The following is a 24224-nucleotide window of genomic DNA, read 5'->3' as shown; positions in this document are numbered from 1 at the left end:
CGGCCGCCGCGCTCACTCGAGGTCGCCGCGGGTGACGACCGTGTCGCGCAGCCACCGCTCGTCGGGCTTCGGGTGGTCGAGCAGGTAGTGCAGGCCGCGCGACTCCTTGCGCTGCTGCGCGCACTCCACGATCAGCATGGCGACGTCGGCCAGGTTCCGCAGCTCGACCAGGTCCGGGGTGAGCCGGTACTCCCAGTAGTACTCGCGGATCTCGGTGCGCAGCATCGCGAGCCGGGTGCGGGCGCGCTCCAGCCGCTTCTCGGTGCGGACGATGCCGACGTAGTTCCACATCAGCCGGCGGACCTCGTCCCAGTTGTGCGTGACCACCACGCCTTCCTCGGGCGCGAGCGCGGCCCCGGGGTTCCAGTCCGGGATCGTCGGCAGCGTGCCGCCCGCCTGGCCGAGCTCGTCCACGGCGCTCAGCGCGGCGCGGCGGCCGAACACGAGGCCCTCGAGCAGCGAGTTGGAGGCGAGCCGGTTCGCGCCGTGCAGGCCGGTGCAGGAGGTCTCGCCGATCGCGAACAGCCGCGGCAGCGAGGTGCGGCCCATGAGGTCGGTCACCACGCCGCCGCACATGTAGTGCGCCGCCGGCACCACCGGGATCGGCTGCACCGCCATGTCGATCCCGAACTCCTTGCAGGTCGCGTAGATGTTCGGGAAGTGCTCGATGAGGAAGCCCTTCGGCAGGTGCGTCATGTCGAGGAACGCGCTGTCGTCGCCGCGCCGCTTCATCTCGGCGTCGATGGAGCGGGCCACGATGTCGCGCGGCGCCAGCTCCTTGCGCGGATCGTAGCGCGACATGAACGCCTCGCCGGCGCCGTTGCGCAGGATGCCGCCCTCGCCGCGGCACGCCTCGGAGATGAGGAAGCTCTTCGCCTGCGGGTGGAACAGGCAGGTGGGGTGGAACTGGAAGAACTCCATGTTCGCGATGGTCGCGCCCGCGCGGTACGCCATCGCCACCCCGTCGCCGGTCGCGACGTCCGGGTTGGACGTGTAGAGGTAGACCTTCCCGCCGCCGCCGGTGGCGAGCACGGTCACGCCCGCGGTGACGGTGGTGATCTCGCCCGAGGCGCGGTCGAGCACGTAGGCGCCGAGCGCCCGGTTCGGCCCGCCCAGCCCGAGCTTGCCGCTCGTGATGACGTCGATCGCGACCTGGTCCTCGACGATCCGGATGCCCTTCGCCTCGCAGGCGGCGAGCAGCGCCCGCTCCACCTCGCGGCCGGTGGTGTCCTTCGCGTGCGCGATGCGGCGCCGCGAGTGGCCGCCCTCGCGCGTGAGGTGCAGCTTGTCCGGCGCCTCGCGGTCGAACTCCACGCCGATGGAGATGAGCCAGCGCAGCCGGTCCGGGCCCTCGCGGACGGTGACCTCGACCGCCTCGCGCTTGCACAGCCCGGCGCCGGCGACCAGCGTGTCCTGCACGTGCAGCTCGGGCGCGTCGTCCGCGCCGAGCACGCCCGCGATGCCCCCTTGCGCGTACTGCGTGGACCCCTCCGAGCGCTGCCGCTTCGTGAGCACCAGCACCGATCCGTGATCGGCCGCCTCGAGCGCGAAGGTCAGCCCTGCGACGCCACCACCAAGGACCAGGAAGTCCACGTTCTCTCGTGCGGGCAGTGTGGTCATGGCGTTTGATGTAGCACGCGCTCCGGGAATAAAGTTGTCCGGCCGAGCGTGCTGCTGGTAACTTTTTCGACGATGTCCGTCCGCCCATACCTCGCCAGGTTCGCCCTGCTGGGCGCCGTCCTGGCGGCTCCGGCCGCGCGGGCGGGCGATCTCTACTCGTACGTGGACTCCGAGGGCGTGGCGCACTTCTCCAACGCGCCCAGCGACCCGCGCTTCCGCCGCATCGCGCGCCTGAAGGACGGCGGCGGCGTGTACCGGGGCGGCAAGGCACAGGCGCGCGCCCGGCCGATCCCTCGCTCGGACGCCCAGGAGCGATACCGCGAGCACATCCGCGCCGCGGCGACGAAGTACAACCTGCCCGAGGCGCTGCTCCTCGCGGTGATGGCGGTCGAGTCCAACTTCGACCACCGCGCCGTCTCGGAGAAGGGCGCCATGGGGCTCATGCAGCTCATGCCCGGCACCGCCAAGGACATGTACGTGGGCGACGCGTACGAGCCCGCCGAGAACATCGAGGGCGGCGCCCGCTACCTGCGCATCCTCGCGAACCAGTACGGCGGCGACATGGTGCGGACGCTCGCCGCTTACAACGCCGGCCCCGAGGCCGTCCGGCGCGCGGGCGACGGCGTGCCGAACATCCCGGAGACCCGGGAGTACGTGCGCAAGGTGGTGGCGCTGTACGAGGCATACAAGGCAGGGCGGTGAGCCGTGGCCCGGCGCGCGGACGGCGGCGACGGCCTCGACGACGAGCTCGCCTTCCACCTGGCGCGCGGCACCGAGCTGCTCGCGCAGGGTGACGCCGACCGGGCTCGCGCCGCGCTGGAGCGCGCGCTGGAGCTCGGCCCCAAGGACGCGAAGGTGCTCGCGCTGCTCGGGCAGGCCTGCTACCGGCAGGGCCAGTTCGACGACGCCGCCATCGCGTGGCAGCGGCTGGTGGACGAGAACCCGGTGGAGCCCGCCGCGCGGGTGAACCTCGGGCTCGCGTTCCTGAAGGCGAAGCACCACGAGGAGGCGCGGCGGCAGCTCGAGATCGCGCTCGACCTCAACCCCGACCACCGCAAGGCCATGGGCTACCTCGGGCTCGCGCTGCTCGAGTCGGGCGACCCCGCGGCCGCGCGCGAGTGGTTCCGGAAGGCCGGCAGCGACCACATGGTGGCCCGCTGCGACGAGCTGGTCGCGAGCGGCTGGAAGGTCTCGCCCCCGCCCGCGGCGCCCGAGGAGCCGCGCGCCGCCCCCGAGCCGCCCGCGCCCGAGCCGTACGTCACGCCCGTCCCCGGCAGCGTGCCGGTGCTGCGCGTCGTGCCGCCGCCCGCGCCCGAGCCCGACGCGGCCGCCGCCGGCGTGCCCACCCTGGCCGCCTGGGCCGACGCCCGCCTCGTGCCCGCCGCGCCCTCCCCGGTCGCGCCGTTCACGGTCCGTGACGCGGTCCTCACCGTCACGGTGCGCGGGACGGTGCGGGTCCGGCTCGACGGCCTGTTCGCGGTCCGCGGCGAGGTGACGCTCGGCGGCGAGCTGATGCGCTTCCGCGGCCGCGCCACCGAGCGGCCGTTCGGCGAGGGCGCCACCCGGATGCACCGCGCCTCCGGCGAGGGGGCGCTGCTCCACGCGACCTCCGGCCGCCGCTTCACCGCCCTCGAGCTGGACGGCGAGGCCGCCTACCTCCACGAGGAGGTCGTGTTCGGGTTCGAGGACGGGCTCGCGTTCGAGAACGGCCGCGTGCCGTCCACGAGCGGCGCCGAGCTGAGCCTGGTCCACCTGCGCGGCCGCGGGTGCATGCTGCTCGTCACCGCCGGCGCGCCGCTCGCGCTGGAGGTCTCGCCGTCGGCGCCGGTGCGGCTGCCCATCGCCGCGCTGGTCGGGTGGACCGGGGCGCTCACGCCGCGGCTCGTCGCGCTCGCCGAGGAAGGCGCCGACGCCGGCGCGGGCGCCGGCACGCCGGTGGTGGAGCTCTCCGGCGAGGGGCGCGTCCTCGCCGATCCCGACGCCGCCGCCCGGGAAGGCGCGCCGTGAGCGCGCGCTCGCTGCGGCAGGAGGCGCTCAACCTCCCGAACGCGATCACCGCCACGCGGATCGCGCTCATCCCCGTGTTCCTGTGGTTCACGTTCTACGAGTCGCGGGTGGACAGCTTCATCGCCGCGGTGCTGTACGCGGTGACCGGCGCCACCGACTTCCTCGACGGCTGGGTGGCGCGCCGCAAGAACCTCGTCACGGTCATCGGGAAGTTCCTCGACCCGCTCGCCGACAAGCTCATCGTCATGGCGGCGCTCGTGATGCTCGTGCACCTCGGCCGCGTGGCCGCGTGGGTGTGCATCGTGGTGCTCGCGCGCGAGTTCATCGTCACCGGCCTGCGCACCATCGCCATGAGCGAGGGCATCGTCATCGCCGCCGGGCAGGAGGGGAAGCACAAGACCGCGTTCCAGGTGGCCGGCATCACCTTCCTGCTGCTGCACTACACCTACCCGATCGACGCGATCTTCTTCTCGTTCGACCTCGACGCGAACCGGGTCGGCACCTGGCTCGTGTACATCTCGCTGTTCTTCTCGGTGTGGTCCGCGGTGAGCTACTTCGCGAACTTCATCCGCGCCGTGTACCGCCGCGAGGGCGAGGCGCAGGCCGCCGAGGACGTCCGCCCCAACCGCCGCACGTCGCGCGGGTAGGCCCTTCGACTCCGCGACCGCGCGGCGGTCGCTACGCTCAGGGTGAGCGGGCCACCTGGTTCGCTCCCGCGTGCACCCCCCGCTCATCCCGAGCATTGCCCGCTCATCCCGAACGTCAGCCTCGCTCATCCCGAGCGTAGCCCGCTCATCCCGAGCGTCGGCCGCTCATCCTGAGCGTAACCCGCTCATCCCGAGCGTAGGTCGCGCCGTCAGGCGCGACCGGAGTCGAGGGACCGGAGTCGAGGGACCGGACTCGAGGGACGTCAGGCGCGACCAGCGCCGATCGACAGCACCCGGTCGCACGCCGCCAGCACCGCCGGCGCCTCCGCGTCGCCCCGCACCTCCGCCGCCGCGAACGCCGGGATCCCGTGCCCCCAGCGCACCGAGTCGCCGCGGAAGAACACGCCCACCGTCGGCGCGCCCACCGCGACCGCGAGGTGCATCGGCCCGCTGTTGTTCGAGACCACCAGGCGCGCCCGCCGCATCAGGCCCGCGAGCCTGTCGAGGTCGGTCGGCGGCGCCAGCCGCGCGCCCGAGCCCTCCACGATGGCCGCCGCCAGCCCCTCCTCGCCGGGGCCCCAGACCACCAGCACGCGGAGGCCGCGCTCGGAGAGCCCCCGCGCCACCGCCGCGTAGGACTCCGCCGGCCAGCGCCGGTCCGCCAGGCGCGCGCCCGGGTTCAGCAGCGCGAACGGGCCCGACACGCCCGCCGCCGCCAGCGCCGCGTCGGCGGCGGCGAGGTCGCGCCCCAGCCCCGTCTCCAGCTCCAGGCCGCGCGCCGGCAGCCCCAGCGGCGCCAGCAGCTCCAGCTTCGCCGGGACCTCCGCCACGCTCGCCGGATCGTGCGGCACCGGGTGGGAGAGGAAGCGCGCCGCATCGCCGCGGTCGTGCCCGATGCTGGCGCGCCGGCCGCCCAGCAGGCGGGCGAGGATGGAGGAGGTGAGGGACCAGGCCGACCAGTGCCCCGCCTCGATGACCAGGTCGAAGCGCTCGCGCCGGAGCGCACGCAGCTGCCCCAGCTGACGCAGCGGCGCCCGGAACGCGTCGCGCTTCTGCCAGAGGTGGAACCGGTCCACGTGCGGCGAGGCGACGAGGAGCCCCTGCTTCGGCGCGAGCAGGTGCAGCTCGGCGTCCGGCAGGCCCAGCTTCAGCGCGCGGAGGAGCGGGGTGGTGAGGAGCTGGTTGCCCACCCGCTCGTCCACGCGGATGACGAGCAGGCGGCGGATGGTCTCCGGCGCCGGCATCGGCGCCCGCGGTCGGGGCAGGACCAGGTTCGCGAGCGTCAGCGCCAGGGCCCGGCCCGCCGAACGAAAGAGGTCCGCCACCGGCCCGCGCTGCCGTCCGCCGCCCACCTGCGCCTGCCGCCGCGCGTCCTCGCGGCGCTTGCGGAGGCGCGCGAAGAACCCGCGCGGCGGAGCCGGCGGGGGAGGCGGGACGGGGGAGGGCGAGGGGGCGATGACCGGGTCCGACACGGGGCGCGGATGATACACCGCGGCCCTCGGAGGGCCGCGGTGACGGTGTGTTCGCAGCCTGCTGAAACCCGCTTGACACCCCTCGGGCGGTCCCTCTATAAACCTCCACCTTCGCGAGCCTTCTTGCGGGAATAGCTCAGTGGTAGAGCATCGCCTTGCCAAGGCGAGGGTCGAGGGTTCAAATCCCTTTTCCCGCTCCATCTTGCCCCCGGCAACTCCCCGAGTTGCCGGGGGTTCTTCGTTTCGGCCCTCAGCGGGCCGGCTCCGTTGCCGTCAGGTTGCCGTTGGCGACTGACGACGGCGCGTCGAGCAGCTTCACGGCGTCCCGCTTCACGTCCGGCGAGAGGTGCGAGTACCGGAGCGGCATCTCGATGCTTTCGTGGCCCAGCAGTTCCTTCACGGCCATGAGCGACACGCCGCGCATGACGAGGTGGCTGGCGAACGTGTGCCTGAGCCCGTGCGTCGTGAGCCGCTTCGCGAGCTGCGCCCTGCGGCACGTCGAGGGCACCACGTCCTTCACCCGGCTGTGGGTCAGCCGCCGGCCGTCCGCCTCGCAGAAGACGTAGGTGCCCTTGAGGTGTCGGTGCGCCTTGAGCACGGCGATGGCCTCGTCCGAGAGCGGTACCTTCCGGTTTCGGCCGCCCTTGGGCGGCCCCTCCTGCTTGTGCCAGAGGGTGCGGCGGACGACGAGCTGACCCGCGACGAGGTCCAGGTCCTCCCACTTGAGCGCGAGGAGCTCGCCGACGCGGAGGCCGGTCTTGAGGGCGGTGATGATGAAGGTCCGCCACTCCGGCGCCGCGGCGTGCACGAGCCGCTCCGCCTCGTCGAAGGTGAGGAACTGCTCCTCGGTGATGTACTCGGTCTTCGCCCTGAAGCCCTTCACCTTCGGCGCGCGGGGGATCACCTCCCACTCGACGGCGAGGTTCAGCAGCTTCCTGAGCGCCGCGAGGTGGTTGTTGATCGACTTCTTCGACTGTCCCTCGGCCAGCTTCTTCGCCTTGAATTCCTCGATCTCCGCCGGGCCGATGTCGATAAGCTTCTTCTTGCCGAAGAAGGGCGACAGGTGCGTCTTGAGCATCCACCGCTTCGCGTAGACGGTGCTCGGCTAGTTGTTCACCTCGCTGTACGTGAGGAACCGATCCTTGAAGCCGTCGAAGATCGGGACCTCCTTCACCTCCTCGGCGGGCTTGAACCAGGAGCCGTCGAGCAGCGCCTGCCTGACCTGCCGCTCGAACTCCTCGGCGCCGCGCCTGGTCTGCACGGGCGACACCTTGCGGACGCGCTCGCGCTTGCCGTCGGCCAGCTCGAAGTCCACGTCCACGAACCACCTCTCCGTCACCGCGCCCGTCCTCGGGTCGCGGCGCTTCATGCGCCTCACGCTCATCGAATCACCTCTTGGAGCGCGGGACGCGACGCTTGCCGCGGAGCCATTCTAGGACGGAGGATCGACTGATGCGGATGGCATGGCCCTTCTGGTTCCCGTCGAGATCGCCAGCGCGGAGCATCGAGCGAACGGTCCTCGGATCCAGACGGAGGAGTCGCGCAGCCTCCGAGACGGTGACCGCGGGGCTCGCATCACAACCGTCGCAACAGCTTGCGGATGATGCGGCGGGTCCAGCGCTCCGGAGCGTGTCTAGACCGTCGTTCACTGATGCCCTCCAGGCCGTCCCTCGGTACGCCACGATGCGTAGGGGGACATGCGTGGAGCAGAGCACACGCGCCTGGAGGGTTTAGTCAGAACGTCGGCTTGGAGTTTCCGCGAAGAAGTTCTCGGGAGACGTCCAGACGCCTCACGGAGGCCGCATCGAAGTCGCTGCCACTACAGGTCGTGAAACCATTCGTCTTCAGCAGCGTGGCGAACGCGGTTGCGTCATCGAGAGAGTGCGTCTCGAGGCCTTCCACGAAGCTCATGAGCTCTTGGTGCTCGGGGTTCTTGAGCCACTGCCCCCAGCTCATCTCGTAGAAGTCCGGAGTCCTGAACACGTACCCCCGCCTGCCGCCGACTGCCTTCTCGCTCGTCTCCAGGCCGTCTTTCATCCGGCGTGTCTTCTTCCCGCCGGCAGTTGAGTCCGCCTTCGACCGCGCGCGGCGGCTGACGGCCTTCCGAATAGCCAGACCTCGAAGAGCGCATCCCGCGGGCAGTTGCTCATGCTGGAGGGCTCTTCCGCGAGGGGTTCGAGTTCGACATCGCCGACCCAGAACGGATTCTCTTCGCCAAGCGCCCGACCAAGAGCCACCCGTGTGGCTGTCTCGCGTCTCGACTCCGCATCTTGAGAAGAGGCCTGCTTCAGCGCCTCGAAGAACAGGTCCGAGAACTGCGGAGCAAACGGAGCCCAGATCGTGGCGATGCAGAAGCCGCTTCTCCAGTCGCGGAGCTTCACCGGTCCCGATGTACCGGAGAAGAAGTGCGGGAGTTCGTCTTCCATATATTGGAGCAGCTGGATGAGCCGGTCTTCCGGATTCTCGAGCCAGCGACTCGTCATGGACGCCCCCGTGTGTTCTCCATGGACGATACGCGATCGGCGAGGCTGACCGACGAAGAGGGCACTCGGCAGGCGTTTCTCCCCGGGGCCCGCTAAGACGCCGGCTGCTGACGAAACTCCCCACCCGTCGATGGTACGCCATGTCTCGCCTCGCATCGAGGAGCGCGAGGAAGCGGCGTGGATGCGCTGCCGGTGCTCCGGGACCTCCCCCGGCGATGGAGCGCTCAGCACGAGCGCGTGGCGGAACGAGCGGCGCAGCATGGTCCAGCTCGGCGGGCAGTCGGTGCCGTCCCCCACCGCGCAAGTGATCACCACCCCTCGCGCAAGCCAGGGGATCTCGTCCTGGGAAGCACAGGGCGGGAAGGACCTCATGCGTCCAGGAGTCGACATGATGCTTAACAGCATCGATTTCTGCCCTGCCGGTCCTTCCCGCCAGGTCTTGCCCGTTCTTGGAGGAAGCGATGGCACTGCCTTACGAGATCATCGACTACGGAGTGAAGGTGTCGCGAGAGCATCTGAAGAACATTCTCTCCCGACGTCTGCGCGTCGTGATCGACGAGAAGAAGTTCAAAAGCCAGTATCCGGTCCTCGTGACGGAGTCGGGTCTGTTCTTCGCCTGGCTTCACGTCCATGCGTATGCGTTCTTCAAGGGACCGATCCCCTGGAACTGGGAGGTCCATCACCGGGACGGGAATACCCGGAACGCTCGAATCGAGAATCTGGAACTCCTCTCGCGGCGAGCGCATCGGGCTACTCATCGCAACACAGAGCTGAAGGCGAATGAGGACTCGCCGGAGATCAGTGCGCTCTGGCGGCCGCACGCGCGGGGCGGTCTTCGGCCAGTGTCGGAAGAGGTCATTCGCGAACTCGAGAAACGGGAGGGCACGACCTCACCCCCGGCTGCGTTCACAGATCGCCAGATGGACCTCGCACTGAAGATGGCGCTGGAGGCGAACTACGACCGTCTTCGGGACCTGGCGTGGCCTCTCGGGTCGAACACGCGCATCCCGCCCCGCGACCGCTCGAAGAGCTTCCTCGACAAGGACGTCAAGAGGGCCGGCATCCGCCCCATCACGCGCGCATGCTCCGTCGCCGAGGCGGCGTACGTGTATCTCCTCCGGCTGCACCGGACCGGGAAACACACTTTCGACATGGAAGAGGCAGCGGGAGATCTCAACGAGAACCTGCCAGAAACGATTCCAGTGATGTCCCAGCCCGTGTTCGATCGCATGCGCAGGACTCCTCGCGTCCACGAGGCGCTCAAGACACTCTGCAAGTACGAGCGGCTTCCGGTGGCACGGGGCTTCTGGGATCCGGTGAAGGTGAAGGTGAAGAAGGCGGGGGCGCGCATACACCAGGAGCCGTGTTCATCTCCGCCGCTGGCGTCCGCGCCCGTACCGCCCGCGTCCCTACCGGCGTCTCAAGGGCTGGTGCCCAGCGGATTCTGGCGGAGACACGTCGAGAGCGGACGCCGTCTCGTCGATCAAGATGGTCGGGAGTGGAGTGAAGTCGACCTCGGCATCCTGTGCTGGGAATACTGGGAGGGCCTGTGATGTGGAAGCCTCGGGTCGGTTCGCTGAACTTGTCGGGTCGTCCAACCGAAAATGCATATCGCCGAGCGCTTCTTGAGCGCGAAGAGAAGAGTGAGGGAGATGCTGCCGATGCTGAGGGCGGTGCCGGGGCTGAGAAGTTCCGGGGCAGCGTGTTACTTCCCCCGCCTAGTTGTCCGAGCGAATTCTGGCCGCCTAAGCAGCCGGCGATGGGCTCTCGATCGACTCGTAGAATCGGCGAACCGCCTCGGCACCGTATCGTCGCTCCAACCGTCTCACTGTGAAGTGTCCCCACGCCATGTCCTGAAAATGGTTGATGAAGAGCGTGTTGATGGCGGCCCCACCAAGAGCACCAACCACGGGAATCGACTGCACCGCCACCTTCTCTGCGACCTGCGGTGCGTAACGGGCTGCGACGGTGGAGACCAGGCGAGCGAGAACGGGGGCCGTCTTGTCGGCGGCCACCTCGCCGGCCATACGCCCGGCGATGTACTCGGCTGCCTTTGCGACAGATCGTGCGAGCGCTGCCCTGACGGCGAAGTACCCCAATCCCGCGGCGTCGTCCGACCCCTTCGAGCCCCCGAGAGCGAACACTGCAAGGCAGTTCATTCGCGTCTCCGGATGAGCCAGATCCTCGCCTTGCGCTCGCGCGTGGTCAGCCACAGAGCGAAGCATCACCATGGTCGAGATGGGTAACTCGATCGGCAGTGCAGCCAGACCAAACGCGCCACCCACTGCTCCGGTTCCCATGGCGGCTAACCTGTGTCCCCAGTTGTTCGGCTTCCGCTCCAGTTCGCCATTCAGAGTATGGAGCACGACCTCGAGCGCCGACTCCATGGACTTCTTTGTCGCCGAGACAACGATTTCCTGGGCTCCTTTCGGCACTTTGGCCAGACCCCAGTCGACTGGCTTGCCTACGTAGTTAGCGATCTTGATCGCCAGACCTGGGTATTCTAGGAGGGCCCTCGCTCGGCGAAGTTCCTCCAGATCCGCTCTCTCCATGTCGCCTCCCCCAGTAGGTGGTGGTTTGAGCGCACCACTATGTCGGTCTTCCGGACATGGTGTCGACACGTGAAGCCATGTCTTGACGGGTCTGCGGTCCGCCGGGCGCTGAGGCCATCGCACACAGCCGGCGCACGCCGCATGTCGATGGTTCCCAACGGCGAGGACACCAAGGCTTGGTTTCTCCTTCCCACCCATGAGTGCCCGCTCCACACTCGAGCCATGCTCGTTTCCAGCACGCAACCGTCATCGACTGCTCCGACTCCGTCTCGAAACGATGCGCAGGTTCAGGCAAGCCGCTCCAACGGCTCGAGGAGTTCGGGGCCCCGAACCGCGGAAGGACGGGCGACGTCCGCGATGAACCGCACCCGTCATGCGCTGTCAGCTCGAGCAGCGCTCCTACGCTCCGAAAGCCTGTGTGACTATCAAAGCGTTGTCGAGCAGATGCGGGTCAGCATCGGCCCGAGAACACATGGAGAAGCCCGACTCGTCTTTGCCATAGCAGACTGCGAATGGCGACGAGAGCGCCTGGCCATGTTCGAGCAGCGCGCTCGGGAAGAGTACGTCGAGAGACAACTCGAGAAGAATCGGGCGACCAAGACCCGCGCTGCGGCGACCGACGCACTGGTCGGCGTGCGAGGACTTGCGGACATGTGTGAGAACATCCAAGCGCCAGTGCCTGCGGAAGACCTGACGCAGCTCGCCCCTGCGATCCAGAGAGTCCTCGACTTGGTCGAAGCGGCCGATGCACCAGTGGTAGAGACCGTCGCCTTCCTGAGCGCGGCCAACGGGCTATCGACGGACTCGACCGGTTCCCGCGTCCCACCGAGCGCCTTTCACAGGCTAGCTCATGCGGCCCGGCAGCTCGAAGAGCCGCTCGCCGGAGTTCTTGCCAATGCTGAATCGCTTGTCGAAGCGGAACGGGTTCGCCTCGAACAAGAAGCCATCCTCGAGGACGAGGACAAGGCGCGACTGATCGAGCGCCATCGTGCGCGCATCCTGCGCGAGGAAGAACGTCTGTTGGCTCTCCTGAAGCAGTTTCGGGAGCTCTCAGTGCGCCCCGAAGACGACTCGGGTTCGTTCGTCCGCCTCGAGGTGCGCCTGGTTGGGAAGCGCTGATCCTCGCGGGGCGTCGAAACCCGTGGCGGATCAAAGGGAACGTTGCCAGGCTTCCTGTGCGTTGCCTCTCAAGCAGCGGGCGGGGCTCCCCTCGCGAGCCTCGTCCGCTATTGATATTTCTTTACGTAGATGGCGGGATTATCGCCAAGCCCACAGTTGCGCAACAGAACAGGAGATGCGAGGTCGGCCTGTGTGAGCGATGTTTTCGTTGGATAGCTGTTGTCGGGGCCGCCCACCTGAAGCTTGATGACAGGGTCCGAATAGCCCTGGTTGCACGCGGCGCTCCCGTCTGCATGTACTGGGAACATCCAAGTATTGCCCTCCCCGAAGGCGTACCAATACACGGAATACTGGTCGGCTCCAGCGAAGCAGCAGTTGCTGCTCTGCCAGCCCTGTGTCAAGTTTGGGATCCCGCCAAGGCGGTCGTAGTGGAGGACGAACGCGGCTCGCAGCGCGGGGCTGCTCGAAAACTCAGCGATCTGCACCCGCTCGTAGCCGGGGAAAGGCGCGTCGAGCGGAGAAGGCAAAGCCGCGACGTGGGGGGCCAGAGGTCCGAACCCGAATGCTTCGTATGTCCAGGCGCCGCCTGACATGTCGCAGTAGACGATTGCGGGATCAGTCTGGACTTGGACCATGTACGCCCCGTCCGCAGTAATCGAGGCGCCGCGATAGCCATCGCATGACGTAGGGAGGGGCGTCGCTGTGTATGGATTTTCCGCGGTTCCGCCCCCGGTCACCACGAGCGCGCAAGAGTCCCCCGACGGCACGTACCCTGTGTCACAAGCAGCGACCCCACACACTCCCGCCACGCAGGCAGGGCTTCCGTGGGAAACCGCGCATGTGTTCCCGCAGGCGCCGCAATTGGATGTGGACGTAAGGATGTTGGTTTCGCAGCCATTGGATGACACGCCATCACAGTTGGCGGATCCGGCTTTGCACTTCGGGCCAGCTAGCGCGCTCGCCAAAACGACAGGCTGGGAGCCTGGGCTCGAGTCGGAACTCGTGTAGCAGGCGAGTAACGATACAAAGATCGCGGACAATGTCAGACGATGCATGCGTCCCCCCTACACGCAACGTTTCAAGCTGGCTTTGCAGGGGCAAGCGCCACGATGTCGCACTGGCGCAGGGGAGCTAACGGCGTGCCTGTAACTGGGCGTAAGCGCGCTCGTTTGCCCCAGAGTGCCACAGCGATGCGCGCGGCGCGAGCTGCGCGCTGAACACTAGGCGATCGATCGGAGACCGGAGCGGAGCAGGAGGGCTTCGGTGTGCACAGGTAAGGCTGAAGTTTGCTGCGTAGCGGGCTTGGCGGTCGTTCTACGCCGAGTTCTCGCCCACCTCGCCGGCGCGTAGGGCTACCTTCGGCCCGACTCACGCTTGACGAAGGGGGAGTGGGTGGACTGTGCGGGGGCCTAGTACGAGGGGACCTCGGGGCCGTTCCGAGATCGTGGGCTGCCATGTGAGACGCGAGACCGACCCCCGCCACCCTGCGGTGGTATCTCGGTCGCCCCCCCCCGACGGCAATTGTTTCGCGGGAATTTCTGGACGGTATCCCACACCCCGCGTTCGATTCGGCATGTCCGCCGCAGCGCGATGATCCACAGCGCACGACCGCTGCGCGCAACTCGCGTTGCAGCATGGTGATGAGGAACAAGTCGGTCCCAAGCACCCCTGAATCACCCGCGCCCCGCTGGAGGTGGTCATGTTCTGGAGCTTCTTGTTGAGCTTCATCGCCGTCGGCCTGCTGGCGCGCCTGGCGGTAGCCCGAGGCGAGGTGAAGTACGGCTGCACCAAGCACGAGCTGCGTCGACTGAGCCGACGTGGTCGCCTGCTGCTCGTCGTGCTGTGGCCGTTGGTGGCAGCGTTCCTCCTGGCGATCTTCCCGAACGTCCCGAGCCGCAACATCTTCGGCGACCTGATACTAATCATCGCTGCGGTGCTCCCCGCCGCTCTCTTGGCGTTCCTCGTCAACGCGATGCTGGAGCGCACCCGATTCAAGGTCGTTCCGCGGCGGTCGCCCAAAGCCCACAGTCGGTGAGGGCGTCGGGAACCCACGAACGTATACGACCATGCGAGTCTATGAGAGCTAAGGGGAAGCGGATCCATTCCTGGATCAGCCACCCCGACCAGCGACATCAGCCAGCAGTTCCCGGCCTGGGGCGCGGCGGCCGGCAGGCATGGCTGTACGGGCAGCTCCGGCACGCCCACGACCGCGCCGGCGGGAACGCGCCGCCATCCACGCCGCGCATGACGTTGACAGCCACGCGCTGGAACTCGTCCTCGTCCTCCTCGTTGCGATCGAGGTCGACGATCTGGAGCACCGGGCACTTCGCCTTGGTGACGATCTGGTAGGTGACCTTCACCTCGCCGAGGCCCATGGCCCGTGCGGCGAGCTTGTACCCGGTGGGCTGGATGTCCCACCGGATCTGGTCCTCGCCGTATCGCTGCGCGGCGGTCTTATGCTCGATGACCTGGCGTCTGCGCCCCTTCTTGAGCACCAGGTCGAGCGCGCCGACCAGCTTCTCCTCCATCTCGAGGCCGGTGTCGGGGTCGAAGAGCGGGATCGTGAACGGCTGCTCCACCGCCTCGACCTTCACGCCGTCGAGCGACTTCACCGCTTGGTCGTGGAACACGGCCAGCATCTCGGCGCCCTTGTCCACGAGCGCGCCGGTGTCGGCCGGCTCGTCGTCTTCGGCCTGAAGGCGCACGTCTGCGTCCAGTTCTCGCTGCCAGGCATCCCGGAAGGCCTCGGTGACGAGTTGGAGCGGCGGCGGGGCGCCGTCCTCCTTTACCGCCACGTAGAAGCGCGCCAGGGCCGCGTGGAAGCTCGTGCCGAAGGCAAAGGGCACCGGCTTGAAGGCCGGCGCCACTCCCAAGACGTAGCGCAGCAGGTAGCTCCTCGGGCACCGCAGGTAGGTCCGGATCTGACTCACCGAGATGTGCAGGCCGTCGCGGGCGCATTCGATGGCGGTCACGGTCAGCCCTCCGCCCCCGGCTCCGCCATCTCGGCCTCGCCGTCGCCTCCGTGGTGCAGCCCGCCGTTCGACATCTCACCGATGAGTTCGGATGCCTGGCTCTTCGTGATGAACTCGATCTGCGTGCCGTAGCGGGAACGGACCTGCTGGCGGAACTGCGAGAGGTCCATGCCCAGCTTCCGGGAGATGGCGATCAGGGCGGAGAGCTGCTTGCTAGTGAGCCGGTTGCGGGGCGTGCTCGGCAGCCGGGGCATGGACAGGGGCTCCACGCGCCGATTCGCGTTCTGCTGGGCCGTCGGGTGCGTCGGCGGCCGCGAGGACTCCTCGACCGGCTGGTCACCGAACTCGTTGTCGTCGTCGAGCTCGCCCCGGTACGCGGCCGCACCGCAGCCCATCATCGCCGCCGCCCGCTTGATGCCATTGGTGGCGGCGCCCTTGCGGCTGTCGCCCTCGGCCACCGCGCTGTGGGCCCCGTAGGCCCGCGCCTCGGCGAACGGGACGAACGTGTCGCCGCTCCACTCGCCCAGTTGGAGCACGACGTCCGACCACGCCTCGTACACCTTGCGGCCAGAGTTGGTGGTGCCCGCGTGGACGAACGTCTCGCGGGTCACGCGCCAGTTGCCGATCCCGACGGCCTCGTTCAGGCGGTCGATGATCCACTGCACTTTGACGCCGCTCGTGTTGTAGCCGCGCCCGGTCTTCGAACCGTCGGTGCGCTCGATGGCCTCGGGCGGAAATGGCGCGCAGAGCGCTTGGTAGAGCTTCTTCTTCGTCTCGGGGTTCATGATGCTGCTCCTCGGGCGCGAGGGCGCCCATCAACGACGAGGGCCCCGCGCTCACCATGAGCGGGGGCCCCGTCGACTGGTTCTGCGTCTTTGGATGAAGCGGGCCCCCGCCGACGCTGGACGGAGGCCCCAACGGCTACCGCGACTTCTTGCCCTTCGCCGGCGCCGACAGGACCGTCTCGGCCACCGCGACGAGCACGGCGACCGCGAGCTTCTTGAGCAGCGACTTGTTGAGCACGAGCGCGGCTGGGACCATGGCTCCTCCGTTCCGGCAGGCCTGCCGAAATTGGAGGCGGAGGAGCGCGGTAGCCGAACTGCTACGCCGCGGTGAGCTCGAGCCGCGCCTCGTCGGCGATGGCGGCCAGCGCGGCCTGCTTGATGGCCGCCGCCCGACCCATCCAGACGGACGCGAGCCGGGCCCGGCGAGGGTCCTCGCGCCCGGTGTCACGCACCTGGCGGTGGTGGTCGGCGTACTCGGTCCAGCCCTGGAGCGCCGCCCACGCGGTCCCGCGCACCCGCTCGATGGCGGCGGCTGTGTCGAAGAGCCGGATGACCTTGCCGCGCTCGGCCTCGGGCTTCGTGTGGTCCCGGTCGTCCTTTGGCACCGGCATGAGCCGGTCGATGGTGGCCTTCATCTGCCGAGTGGTGAACGGGGTCACCGCCAGCACGTTCGCCAGCTCGCCGAGCCGCTCGTAGGACTCGACGAGCTGCCGGAAGGCCTTGCCCGCCTCGTCGAGTCTCATCTTGGCGTTGGCCGTGTGCTGGATGCGCCACGTCGCCCCCCCGCGCTCGCCGAGCGCCACGCCGAGCGTGTTCGCGCAGACGACGCGGGTGGCGACGTTCTTGAGGACCACGGCCGTGACGCCGTCGTGGCCGGTGGTGCCGAGGACGTACTTGCGGATCGGCGAGGGGTCGCCCTTCACCTTGATCGGGTTCGGGATCTCGCCGAGCAGCCAGCCCTTGATGCCGACGGGGCCGAGCGTGCCGGCCGTGGTGAACACTGCCTTCACGTCCCCGGCTGCCTCGACCAGCGTGCGGGCGACCTCCGAGAACTGGACGACCTCGTAGCTCTTGGAGACGAGTGAGAGGTACTCGCCGGTGTCGGACCGGACGAGCGCCTTGCGGTCGGGGATCGGGCCCCGGAGCGGCGGCACGTAGACGTCCTTCTCGACGGCCACGTAGAACCCTGCGGCTTGGACGATGTCCTCGTAGCTGGCGCGCGCAGGGAGTGGGACGCCGAGCCCGTGCCAGGGCATCTCCCCGACGTAGATCATCTTGTTGATGTCGTGAGCCATCATGAACCTCGGGCGGACAACGACCACCAGTGTCGCCACTGGACGGACGTGCCACGCTGCTGGAGTGAAGGGGATCCCCGGCCGATGGCCGGGGACGGCAGGAACCCGCCAGCCCCTTATCACCCGAGATTCGTGATGTTTTCCGAAGCTCGCCCTGCCGCCGCTATTCGGGTCCGCCAGCGGCTACGCGACCTTGTAGTAGTACGCGAGCGGTTCCAGGTGCTTGTCCGCGATCTTCCAGGGGTGTCTCACCAGCACCTTACCGCCTGAGACCTTCGGGACCGTGCCCTTCTTCAGCTTCATGCCGTGAACCACGACCAAAGCGACCCGCTTGTACGACTTCGCGTGCTGCACCTCGTTCTTCGTCAGGATGATCTTCTGCCCCAGCCCCGTCGTGCCCTTGACCTCAACATGCAGGTCGATGCCCTTGCGACGACAGACGAGGTCGAGCGACGTCTTGCTGTCCCCGACGTCCTCCACGACCCACCCCCCGGACTCGAAGTGGCGTTTTGCTAGTTCTACGGCCCGTCGCTCCACGGCGCGCTGCTCCTTCGAGCTGAGCCCGAACCCCTGGCCAACTCCCTTCGTCGCCTTGCCGCCCTTCCCTGCGGCTGCCCCGTCATCCTCCAGGGCGGCGATCGGGTCGAGCGCGCCTGCAAGCCGTTGCCGGTTCTTCGCGCCGCCGTTCGCAATCGACGCCACGGATGCGCGGGCGAGCCGCAGGAGCAGTTCAGCATCCTTCTTCCCGATGTCGTAGATGGTCCGTGGCCAACCACCCTGATACGCGGGGATCTTGGCGATCTTCGCGTACTGCTGCTTGAGCGTGCTCATGTCGGCGCCGATCCGCTCCATCGCCTTGAGCAGGAACTGTCCGTCGCGTCTAAGTCCGAGCACCTTGGCGATACCGACCAGCTTGTGACGGTCGGACTGGTGGGCGATCACGATGTCGCCCTTCTTCGGTCGGGCGAGGTCCGGGATGTCTGTCACGTTGCCCCAGTCGAACACGCCGAGGTCGCCGCCGAAGGCGTATTCATCTTCCCAGTCGCCCCACTGGCTGTTGCCTACGGCCTCACCCTTCGTGTTGCACTTGTAGACCCAGTAGTTCATGCGCTCCCCCAAGTTGACTATCCCTGCGCCGATCCCACACGCATGGCGTATGCGTTCATGCGCCAGGGCGCGGTGAGCCCGGTGGACCTTCTTCACCAGGTAGTCCGTCAACACCGCCCGGAACTCCGCGTCGTCGAGGAACCGCGCCGCGATGTCGGCGTTCTTGTCCATGCGGTCCACGCAATCCTACCCGGAACGGGGCTCGCCGTCCGCGGTGTCCGCCTGGGCTGTTACGCTCGGAGCGAATGCACTACTCCGACTTCACCGCACGGGTGCGGCGTTTCCGAAGGAGCTCCGTCACCGAACTGTGCGCCAACGTCCTGTGGAGCCTTTGGGAGCACAGGCGTGCCGGTGCAGACCACCAGGATGTCGCGCTCCTGCGCGCATTCGGTGGGCGCATCGCCGTGATTGCCGCGGCCAAAGAGGGAGACAACGGTGACGAGCCCGGCTTCGAAGACCTGGTTCGCCTCGCGCATGAGTTCCTCGCAGTTGACGAGGGGACGCTCGAGGACGAGTTCCAGGCAGAAGAGCGGTGCAGGCTGATCGAATGCTGGCAGCGTTCGACTCCCCTCCGCCAATACGACCTCGGGGACGACTGCCTACGGTCGGCGACCCTGGCCCGCACGATGGGCCGGATGATGAGGGCGCAGTGGGACCTCACTCAACCCCACTCGCACGCGCTCCCCCGCGCTTGGGATCTCGTCAAACGGGTTCAGCAGCGCGTGCCGGCGCTGGATCCGGTCGGGTATCTCAAGCGCGCGCTCCGCATGGAGCCGCAGGTCTTCCTTCGAGCCGCATACATGCTCTTCGCCATGAACGTGCAGGGGCGAGGCAGAATCGATCTGACGAAGGCACGAGTTGGAGACGGTATTCATGACCTGTGGGGCATCGACAACGATGACCTGCTCTTCGTTGCGGAGAGGCTATCGCTCCACGCGGAAGACCTCCGGCGTTGGGAGTCTCAAGTCGTATCGGTGCTTCCCGATGCGTACCGCAAATACGCGCCAAGTCCGCTCCAACTCTTCCCCATGATCCAGAGCCGCGAAGTCGTTGCGGCGCCAGTAGCCCTTCGCGGCCGTTATGTGACCCCGTGTCCCGGAAGCGCGCAGCTCGCCATGCAGAACGTTTGCCTCCATCTTCTGCGTGAAGCGCCTGCGACGACCTATGGTTCGCATCCCGTCGAGCTCGGGCATGCGCTGGAGGACTATCTCCACGACTTCTTTGTGAGCGTGGTCGGTCGAGAGAACGTGCTGCGCATCGACAGCGTTGCCGCAGGAAGGAGGCGGGGCAGACCTCATCGTGGTCTTCGGGGCGAGAGCTTTCGTGGTGGAGTGCAAGAGCCTGCTCGGCTCGTCGAACGCGAAGTCCATCGCGGAAGCCGAGGACTCTCTCCGCATCTGGGAGAAGATCTACGGGGCCTACGAACAGTGCGCAGAGACGGTCAACGATCGGGCCCTGTGGCGCCAGGAGTCGCGCCTCGCGAGCGTGACTGACATGGCGTCCCTCGTCTGCTTCGACGAGGTGCTCTGCCTCGAGGGCACCGCGTTCAACATGCTCGCTGCCTGCACCGGGATCACCGAGCGCCTACGAGTTGCCCGGATCGAGACAGTCACTGTTCAGTATCTCGAAAGCGTCATCAGCCGATACGGAGTGGCCCGGCTGTTCGAACTCATCACCGAGAAGTGGGCCGCCGGCAAGCGGGGGGACGACCTGACCGCCTACATCGCCAGCCAAGGGGACCACGGACCCCGGACCAAGAGGAGAGTCCCGGCGCATCTCGTCGAGGCCTTCACGGAGATCCTTCCAGGGCTGCCGGCCTGAGCTCGGTCACCCCACGACGCGAGCGGCAAGAGTCACTCGCGTCTGCGGCCCGCGCGAGCGAGCGCCTCGCCCATGAAACGGAAGATGCTGATCGCCACGGTTAGAGCGAGTTCCGCATCTTCCCGTTCGACCTGGAAGCGGATGTCATTGACGTGCGCTGAGTGGTCGCGAAGGTCCTTGAGAGCGAGCATCAGGCCTTCGAGCGTGTCGCGCTTCGGCTCGTCCGTATCGAGAGGAAGGACTTGTGCAAGGAGCGCCTCGAACTTTGCCCTTCGGTCGCCATCAGCTGTAGCCGCTCCGGCAGCAGCTTCTAGCGCGCGACGAGCATCCGTGACGACCGTGGACCACTGTCCCTGCCGGAATGCGTTCTGCGCCTCCGTCAAGATTGCGAGTCCCTTCTGGAGTTGCTCGTGCCGCTTGAGGCCGAGCACAGGGACCTCGAAGACAGAGAACTCGTCCCAGCCAATGGCACGCAGGATGGAGATCCAGTGATCTCGGTCGACGTTCACGGTGAGGTGAACCTGCTCCTGTTCCAGCGGCGACGCGACGACGAGATGCTGCTCTGGCTGCCAAGGCATCTGGCCGCCGGGCGCCGCCTTCTTGTCCCCAGCCGGCAAGGCAAGCTTCTTGAGACGCCGGAACACGATGTCGCCGCGGATCTCGAGCCGCAGGGGTCCGCCGCGTCCCTGACGCCAGTCCTCGATCCGCTGCACTAGCGCACGACTGAACGGCAGCATCAGGCGCGTGTACACGTCGCCGTGTCCGCGGACGTTCGCGGGACCAAGGTGGGTCGAGAGTTCGGGCCAGACAATTCCTGGTATATCGCTGAGGCTCCCAGTGTATCGAAGGGAGTGAGCCTCAACCTCGTCGTCTCCCTTCCAGCGTAGGGTTGCCGACAGTTGCAGCGCCATCATGGGCAGGTCGCTTCCGGACAGCGACCCACTCTGCTCAGCGTCCCAGCTCATCGAGTCTCCGCGCAAAATGGGAACGTCACCTCTTGGCCTGCTCCGATCACGTGCCGACGTCCGTTCCAAGGACTGGGCGCGGAACGACTAGGAGGCGCACACGGCGTCGCTACGCCCCAAGGCCGTGTGGCACGTCGAACGCGAGCACTGTCAGGAGCAGCTCGCGCGACGCATCGGTCGGCTGCCGGAGCACGAACCGGAACTGCGTCTCGGCCGGGCGGCCCGCGAACGCCTTGCAGTTAGGGTGCGCTTCGATGGTCGGGCGGATCTGATCGAGGACCGCCGAGAAACCCTTGTTCCGGTTGAACAGCAGGATAGCCGTCTTGGTGTCGCGCCAGGATGTATATCCGAGCAACTGATCCACGGTCTTCGTTAGGCCCTTCGGTCCCGTCCAGAACTTGCACTCTGCGATGAAGATGTTGCGGCCTTGGGCGCGGATGAGGATGTCGGTCTTCCCGTCGAAGTTGAAGGTCTCGCCCGTCGCCTGTCCCTCGTAGTGACCATTCAACGGAACGAGGAACAGAAAACGGAGGTGCTCCTCCTCCATCTTCTCGAACGCGGCGGGGCTTCGCTCGATAACGGCCGCCATGCTGCCGATGACCGAGATGATGTGCTCGTAGTCCGGGTCGGCAAGCATCGGCTCTGGCGTGTACGGTGCCGATGAACCGGGAGCCGGTGCTCCGCCGCGAGCTGGTACGGGTGCCACCTTCCTCCGGACCTCTGGTGCCGCGAACGTCCGAGTCGCGTCGGGCCGCTCGCGGAGCTTGAACCCCATGCTCGCGACGGCAGACTTCGCGGCTAGGAGCTTGTCGCGCCTGCGCTGGATCCGAGTCCTGGCGGCATCGTCGAGGCTGGCAAGCCAGGTCCGTATGTCGTCGCCAACCCAGCCGAGCCACTGCTCGATATCGTTCAGAATCGTGTTGAACCCGTTGCTGACCACATCGCCCGCATCGGTCGCGAGACGGTCGGACGTGAGGACGAGCGTCCCGTCGCGAACGGAGGCGATGGGTGAACCGCTCATCGTGTACGTGCTCGGCTGGTACTCGAACAGCTTCTTGTCGCCGTCGAACGGGACGTGGAGGGTGTACCGGATGCCCTTGATGCGGGCAGCCTCTCGGTCGAAGAAGAAGTTCGGGTTCGGCCGGAACAGGCGCGGGTCGATCTCCGCCTCTTGGTGCTCCAGTTCCGCATCGTCTCGGCGCAGCCGCGGAACATCGAGGCGGTACTGCGAGACGAAGTCGCCGGTCAGCTCCTCGATGGAGGCGCTGAGAAGACGGTTCGCGTCGAACGACTCCACTGCCGCGTCGAGCTCGCGCAGGCGCTGGTCCAAGAACTCGCGCAGCGAGCCGCGCTGGAACAGACGGTACAGCTCCGAGTACATCGTGGCAGGGTACGCCCGGGGTGCGACACGCGCTCGGTAGCGGGGCGCACGGAACCGTTGACGTCAGTTTGCCGTTGGGCCGGTCCGCGCCACGATCCGGCGAACTCTCCAATGTACTTGCGTGCTGACGATGCTACCGAGTCGCTCCGAGCCCTTGTACGGCAAGCGCGCCTCCCGCCTCGGGTTTTCGGCTCGTCTGACGCAACGCTTCACGTGCCTCGGCCGCACCTTCCGGCTCGCAGTGAAGGCGGTTCGCGACGCGGAAGTCGGTTCGGCGCGCATGGAGCGGGGCTGGCTCGAGGTCCGGGTGGGGCAGGAGCTCAGGACGCGACACCGAGCCGGCGCCGTCCGCAAGGCGCTCGTCGCCTGGTACCGAGACCGCGTCGGTGCACGGCTCCCGTCGCGCCCGGAGCGCTTCGCAATGGCGCTCGACCTCTTCGCGCCCCCGGCTCATCCTGCGCGATCAGGCGCGGCGCTGTGGGGCCTGCAACGAGAAGCGCGATGTGCGCATCAACTGGCGAATCGTCCAAGCTCCGATGAGTACGTGTGGTAACGCTCGTCATGCCGTTTCGCGCGTAAGCGGGAAGACTGTGAAAGGGGGACCGCATGGCCAGGTACGGGGAGTCCGCCGTGTGGGCGGCCCGACTCGTCGTCGAGGACGGCATGACTCCGCCCGCCGCGTGGAACAAGGCGGCGCTGGCCTTGAACCCCAACTCCATCGATGCTGCAACGAAGCTGTGCCCGCGGACGACGTTCCTAACTCTCTGCGGCGAAGGTTACGTAAAAGGAGTTCCGCGCGGCACTACGTGAACGGGCGTGAGAACGCCGCACACGCGCTCGCGCTGGCTCGCGTCCTTCTCGAAGATTCAGATTTCGCTGACGCCAGCACCGCTAAGCTCTGGAAGCTCGCCGGTGGCGCCGGAAAGCACGAGAACGATCAGGTGGACGTTGTCGTGGCGCTCTGTCGCGCTGGGCTTCTGGTCCAATTACCCGGACCGACTTGAGCAGCACGTCAGTCGCACTCGTCGGCGCAGTATCCTCCTGAACAGGTACGCTAACGAACATGCCGGTTCCGTCCTACGACGCTTTCATGCTCCCGCCGCTCCAGGCTCTCGCCGAGGGCGACGAGCACAACGCCCGCGATCTTCGTGATCAGTTGGACCGAACGTTCGACCTGACCGACGCCGACCGACACGAGTTGCTCCCTAGCGGCAAGCAGCCGGTGTTCGACGGACGCGTCGGGTGGGCCAAGACATACCTGGAGAAGGCTGGCCTGCTGTCGACCTCGCGACGGGGTTGGTACCGCATCACCGATGCCGGGAGATCCGTTCTGGCGAAGAACCCAGAGCGCATCGACAAGCAATACCTGCTCCAGTTCGAGTCGTTTCGCGTCTTCGCTTCCCGTGCCACGGACGAGCCGCAGGGAACGACCGAGAGCCCCGAGGAGAAGTCCACGCCAGAGGTAACGCCGGAGGAAGCCCTCGAACGCGCTCACAAGGAAATCCGCGCGAAGGTCGAGACCGAGCTCCTCGATGCGGTCGGCAAAGCCTCCCCGCGTTTCTTCAAGAAGCTCGTCGTCGAGTTGCTGGTGCAGATGGGATACGGCGGTTCTCTGGAGGACGCAGGTCGCGCTCTCGGCCGCAGCCATGACGGCGGCATAGACGGCATCATCAAGGAAGACCACCTCGGGCTGGACGCCATCTACGTGCAGGCGAAGCGGTGGCAGAACAACGTCGGGCGTCCGGATGTACAGGCGTTCGCTGGCAGTCTTGAGGGTGAGCGCGCCCGCAAGGGCGTCTTCATCACCACGTCGAGCTTCTCGAGCGAGGCGCGCGACTACGTGAAGAGGATCGAGAAGAAGATCGTGCTCATCGATGGCCGCCAACTCGCATCCCTTATGGTGGACTTCAGCATCGGCGTGAACACGGTGAGCACCTACGAGATCAAGCGGGTGGACACGGACTACTTCGCGGAGGAGTAGCACTGGCGGGCTCCGCG

At 67.3% G+C, this 24224-nt stretch carries 25 protein-coding genes, 1 tRNA gene and 1 pseudogene; 11 read left to right on the top strand and 16 right to left on the bottom strand.

The features are described from left to right. Window positions 1-12: 12 nt before the first annotated feature. Window positions 13-1620, bottom strand: a complete 1608-nt coding sequence (gene nadB / locus ADEH_RS18425) for an L-aspartate oxidase (protein WP_011422614.1) — start codon at window positions 1618-1620, stop codon at window positions 13-15. Between the two features lie 72 nt (window positions 1621-1692). On the opposite strand from nadB, the gene ADEH_RS18420 reads away from it, so the two are divergent. Genes ADEH_RS18420 through pgsA form a run of 3 tightly spaced genes read left to right on the top strand, consistent with a single transcriptional unit; the run spans window position 1693 to window position 4274 of the window. Continuing rightward, complete coding sequence (locus ADEH_RS18420) at window positions 1693-2322, top strand: lytic transglycosylase domain-containing protein (RefSeq protein WP_011422613.1); 630 nt, start codon at window positions 1693-1695, stop codon at window positions 2320-2322. A 3-nt stretch (window positions 2323-2325) separates the two neighbouring features. After that, window positions 2326-3627 (top strand): tetratricopeptide repeat protein, encoded by a 1302-nt coding sequence (locus ADEH_RS18415; RefSeq protein WP_011422612.1) that lies wholly within the window; start codon window positions 2326-2328, stop codon window positions 3625-3627. Further along, window positions 3624-4274 (top strand): CDP-diacylglycerol--glycerol-3-phosphate 3-phosphatidyltransferase, encoded by a 651-nt coding sequence (gene pgsA / locus ADEH_RS18410; RefSeq protein ID WP_011422611.1) that lies wholly within the window; start codon window positions 3624-3626, stop codon window positions 4272-4274. Before ADEH_RS18415 ends, pgsA begins: the two co-directional genes overlap by 4 nt. A 263-nt stretch (window positions 4275-4537) precedes the next feature. Here the strand turns inward: pgsA and ADEH_RS18405 are convergent, their stop codons facing one another. Further along, entirely contained in the window at window positions 4538-5746 is a 1209-nt protein-coding gene (locus ADEH_RS18405) for a glycosyltransferase family 9 protein (RefSeq protein ID WP_232287331.1), read from the bottom strand. Between the two features lie 125 nt (window positions 5747-5871). Between ADEH_RS18405 and ADEH_RS18400 the strand changes: the two genes are divergently transcribed. Next, window positions 5872-5946: transfer RNA gene (locus ADEH_RS18400), tRNA-Gly, on the top strand. A 50-nt stretch (window positions 5947-5996) separates the two neighbouring features. On the opposite strand, the gene ADEH_RS23760 is transcribed toward ADEH_RS18400, so the two are convergent. The 6 genes and pseudogenes from ADEH_RS23760 to ADEH_RS23220 all read right to left on the bottom strand — a co-directional run bounded on the left by ADEH_RS23760 (window position 5997) and on the right by ADEH_RS23220 (window position 8229). Beyond that, a complete protein-coding gene (locus tag ADEH_RS23760) occupies window positions 5997-6629 on the bottom strand; it encodes a tyrosine-type recombinase/integrase (RefSeq protein WP_332247657.1) in 633 nt (210 codons plus the stop codon). A 123-nt stretch (window positions 6630-6752) separates the two neighbouring features. Further along, window positions 6753-6839, bottom strand: a pseudogene (locus tag ADEH_RS23755) (hypothetical protein); the annotation flags it as partial. Window positions 6840-6851: 12 nt separating this feature from the next. Beyond that, complete coding sequence (locus ADEH_RS23750) at window positions 6852-7130, bottom strand: Arm DNA-binding domain-containing protein (RefSeq protein WP_011422608.1); 279 nt, start codon at window positions 7128-7130, stop codon at window positions 6852-6854. A gap of 4 nt (window positions 7131-7134) precedes the next feature. Further along, window positions 7135-7395: a helix-turn-helix domain-containing protein gene (locus ADEH_RS23805; RefSeq protein ID WP_198133800.1), complete on the bottom strand. Its 261-nt coding sequence runs from the start codon at window positions 7393-7395 to the stop codon at window positions 7135-7137. A gap of 85 nt (window positions 7396-7480) precedes the next feature. Further along, entirely contained in the window at window positions 7481-7783 is a 303-nt protein-coding gene (locus ADEH_RS18390) for a hypothetical protein (RefSeq protein ID WP_041453684.1), read from the bottom strand. Next, a complete protein-coding gene (locus ADEH_RS23220; RefSeq protein ID WP_157061396.1) occupies window positions 7780-8229 on the bottom strand; it encodes a hypothetical protein in 450 nt (149 codons plus the stop codon). The genes ADEH_RS18390 and ADEH_RS23220 overlap by 4 nt, the downstream gene beginning before the upstream one ends. A gap of 461 nt (window positions 8230-8690) precedes the next feature. Between ADEH_RS23220 and ADEH_RS18385 the strand changes: the two genes are divergently transcribed. After that, the gene (locus ADEH_RS18385; RefSeq protein ID WP_011422606.1) at window positions 8691-9782 is read left to right on the top strand and encodes an HNH endonuclease signature motif containing protein; all 1092 of its coding nucleotides are present in this window, start codon (window positions 8691-8693) and stop codon (window positions 9780-9782) included. A gap of 192 nt (window positions 9783-9974) precedes the next feature. Here the strand turns inward: ADEH_RS18385 and ADEH_RS18380 are convergent, their stop codons facing one another. Next, entirely contained in the window at window positions 9975-10781 is an 807-nt protein-coding gene (locus ADEH_RS18380; RefSeq protein WP_011422605.1) for an EcsC family protein, read from the bottom strand. Between the two features lie 534 nt (window positions 10782-11315). On the opposite strand from ADEH_RS18380, the gene ADEH_RS18375 reads away from it, so the two are divergent. Further along, on the top strand, window positions 11316-11900 hold the full coding sequence (locus ADEH_RS18375) for a hypothetical protein (protein WP_041453683.1): 585 nt from the start codon (window positions 11316-11318) through the stop codon (window positions 11898-11900). Window positions 11901-12007: 107 nt separating this feature from the next. Here the strand turns inward: ADEH_RS18375 and ADEH_RS23215 are convergent, their stop codons facing one another. Continuing rightward, a complete protein-coding gene (locus tag ADEH_RS23215) occupies window positions 12008-12535 on the bottom strand; it encodes a hypothetical protein (RefSeq protein WP_157061395.1) in 528 nt (175 codons plus the stop codon). 1064 nt (window positions 12536-13599) lie between these two features. Here ADEH_RS23215 and ADEH_RS18370 point away from each other — a divergent pair. After that, complete coding sequence (locus ADEH_RS18370; RefSeq protein ID WP_041453682.1) at window positions 13600-13935, top strand: hypothetical protein; 336 nt, start codon at window positions 13600-13602, stop codon at window positions 13933-13935. Window positions 13936-14032: 97 nt separating this feature from the next. On the opposite strand, the gene ADEH_RS18365 is transcribed toward ADEH_RS18370, so the two are convergent. From ADEH_RS18365 to ADEH_RS22640, 4 genes are all read right to left on the bottom strand, one after another. After that, on the bottom strand, window positions 14033-14872 hold the full coding sequence (locus tag ADEH_RS18365; RefSeq protein WP_011422601.1) for a PD-(D/E)XK nuclease family protein: 840 nt from the start codon (window positions 14870-14872) through the stop codon (window positions 14033-14035). Between the two features lie 2 nt (window positions 14873-14874). After that, window positions 14875-15657 carry a Rad52/Rad22 family DNA repair protein gene (locus ADEH_RS18360; protein WP_011422600.1) on the bottom strand — a complete coding sequence of 261 codons (783 nt, stop codon included), beginning with the start codon at window positions 15655-15657 and terminating at the stop codon, window positions 14875-14877. A gap of 317 nt (window positions 15658-15974) precedes the next feature. Then, window positions 15975-16952 (bottom strand): DUF932 domain-containing protein, encoded by a 978-nt coding sequence (locus ADEH_RS18355; protein ID WP_011422599.1) that lies wholly within the window; start codon window positions 16950-16952, stop codon window positions 15975-15977. 183 nt (window positions 16953-17135) lie between these two features. Continuing rightward, window positions 17136-18230 carry a protein NO VEIN domain-containing protein gene (locus ADEH_RS22640; RefSeq protein WP_049760133.1) on the bottom strand — a complete coding sequence of 365 codons (1095 nt, stop codon included), beginning with the start codon at window positions 18228-18230 and terminating at the stop codon, window positions 17136-17138. 74 nt (window positions 18231-18304) lie between these two features. Between ADEH_RS22640 and ADEH_RS23210 the strand changes: the two genes are divergently transcribed. Both ADEH_RS23210 and ADEH_RS23205 read left to right on the top strand, forming a co-directional pair. After that, a complete protein-coding gene (locus ADEH_RS23210; RefSeq protein ID WP_157061394.1) occupies window positions 18305-19552 on the top strand; it encodes a hypothetical protein in 1248 nt (415 codons plus the stop codon). 1 nt (window position 19553) lies between these two features. Next, window positions 19554-19880, top strand: a complete 327-nt coding sequence (locus tag ADEH_RS23205) for a hypothetical protein (protein WP_157061393.1) — start codon at window positions 19554-19556, stop codon at window positions 19878-19880. Between the two features lie 32 nt (window positions 19881-19912). On the opposite strand, the gene ADEH_RS18335 is transcribed toward ADEH_RS23205, so the two are convergent. Then, window positions 19913-20632: a hypothetical protein gene (locus ADEH_RS18335; RefSeq protein ID WP_157061392.1), complete on the bottom strand. Its 720-nt coding sequence runs from the start codon at window positions 20630-20632 to the stop codon at window positions 19913-19915. Window positions 20633-20954: 322 nt separating this feature from the next. Next, window positions 20955-22226: a hypothetical protein gene (locus ADEH_RS18330; RefSeq protein ID WP_011422594.1), complete on the bottom strand. Its 1272-nt coding sequence runs from the start codon at window positions 22224-22226 to the stop codon at window positions 20955-20957. Between the two features lie 606 nt (window positions 22227-22832). On the opposite strand from ADEH_RS18330, the gene ADEH_RS23800 reads away from it, so the two are divergent. Together ADEH_RS23800 and ADEH_RS18325 are read left to right on the top strand one after the other, a co-directional pair. Then, on the top strand, window positions 22833-23036 hold the full coding sequence (locus tag ADEH_RS23800) for a DUF6979 family protein (protein ID WP_420042218.1): 204 nt from the start codon (window positions 22833-22835) through the stop codon (window positions 23034-23036). 280 nt (window positions 23037-23316) lie between these two features. Then, window positions 23317-24207 (top strand): restriction endonuclease, encoded by an 891-nt coding sequence (locus ADEH_RS18325; RefSeq protein WP_232287330.1) that lies wholly within the window; start codon window positions 23317-23319, stop codon window positions 24205-24207. Window positions 24208-24224 lie beyond the last annotated feature (17 nt).

Source organism: Anaeromyxobacter dehalogenans 2CP-C (assembly GCF_000013385.1).
GTDB classification, from domain to species: Bacteria; Myxococcota; Myxococcia; order Myxococcales; family Anaeromyxobacteraceae; genus Anaeromyxobacter; species Anaeromyxobacter dehalogenans_B.
This window is presented reverse-complemented; position numbering and strand designations above follow the sequence as displayed.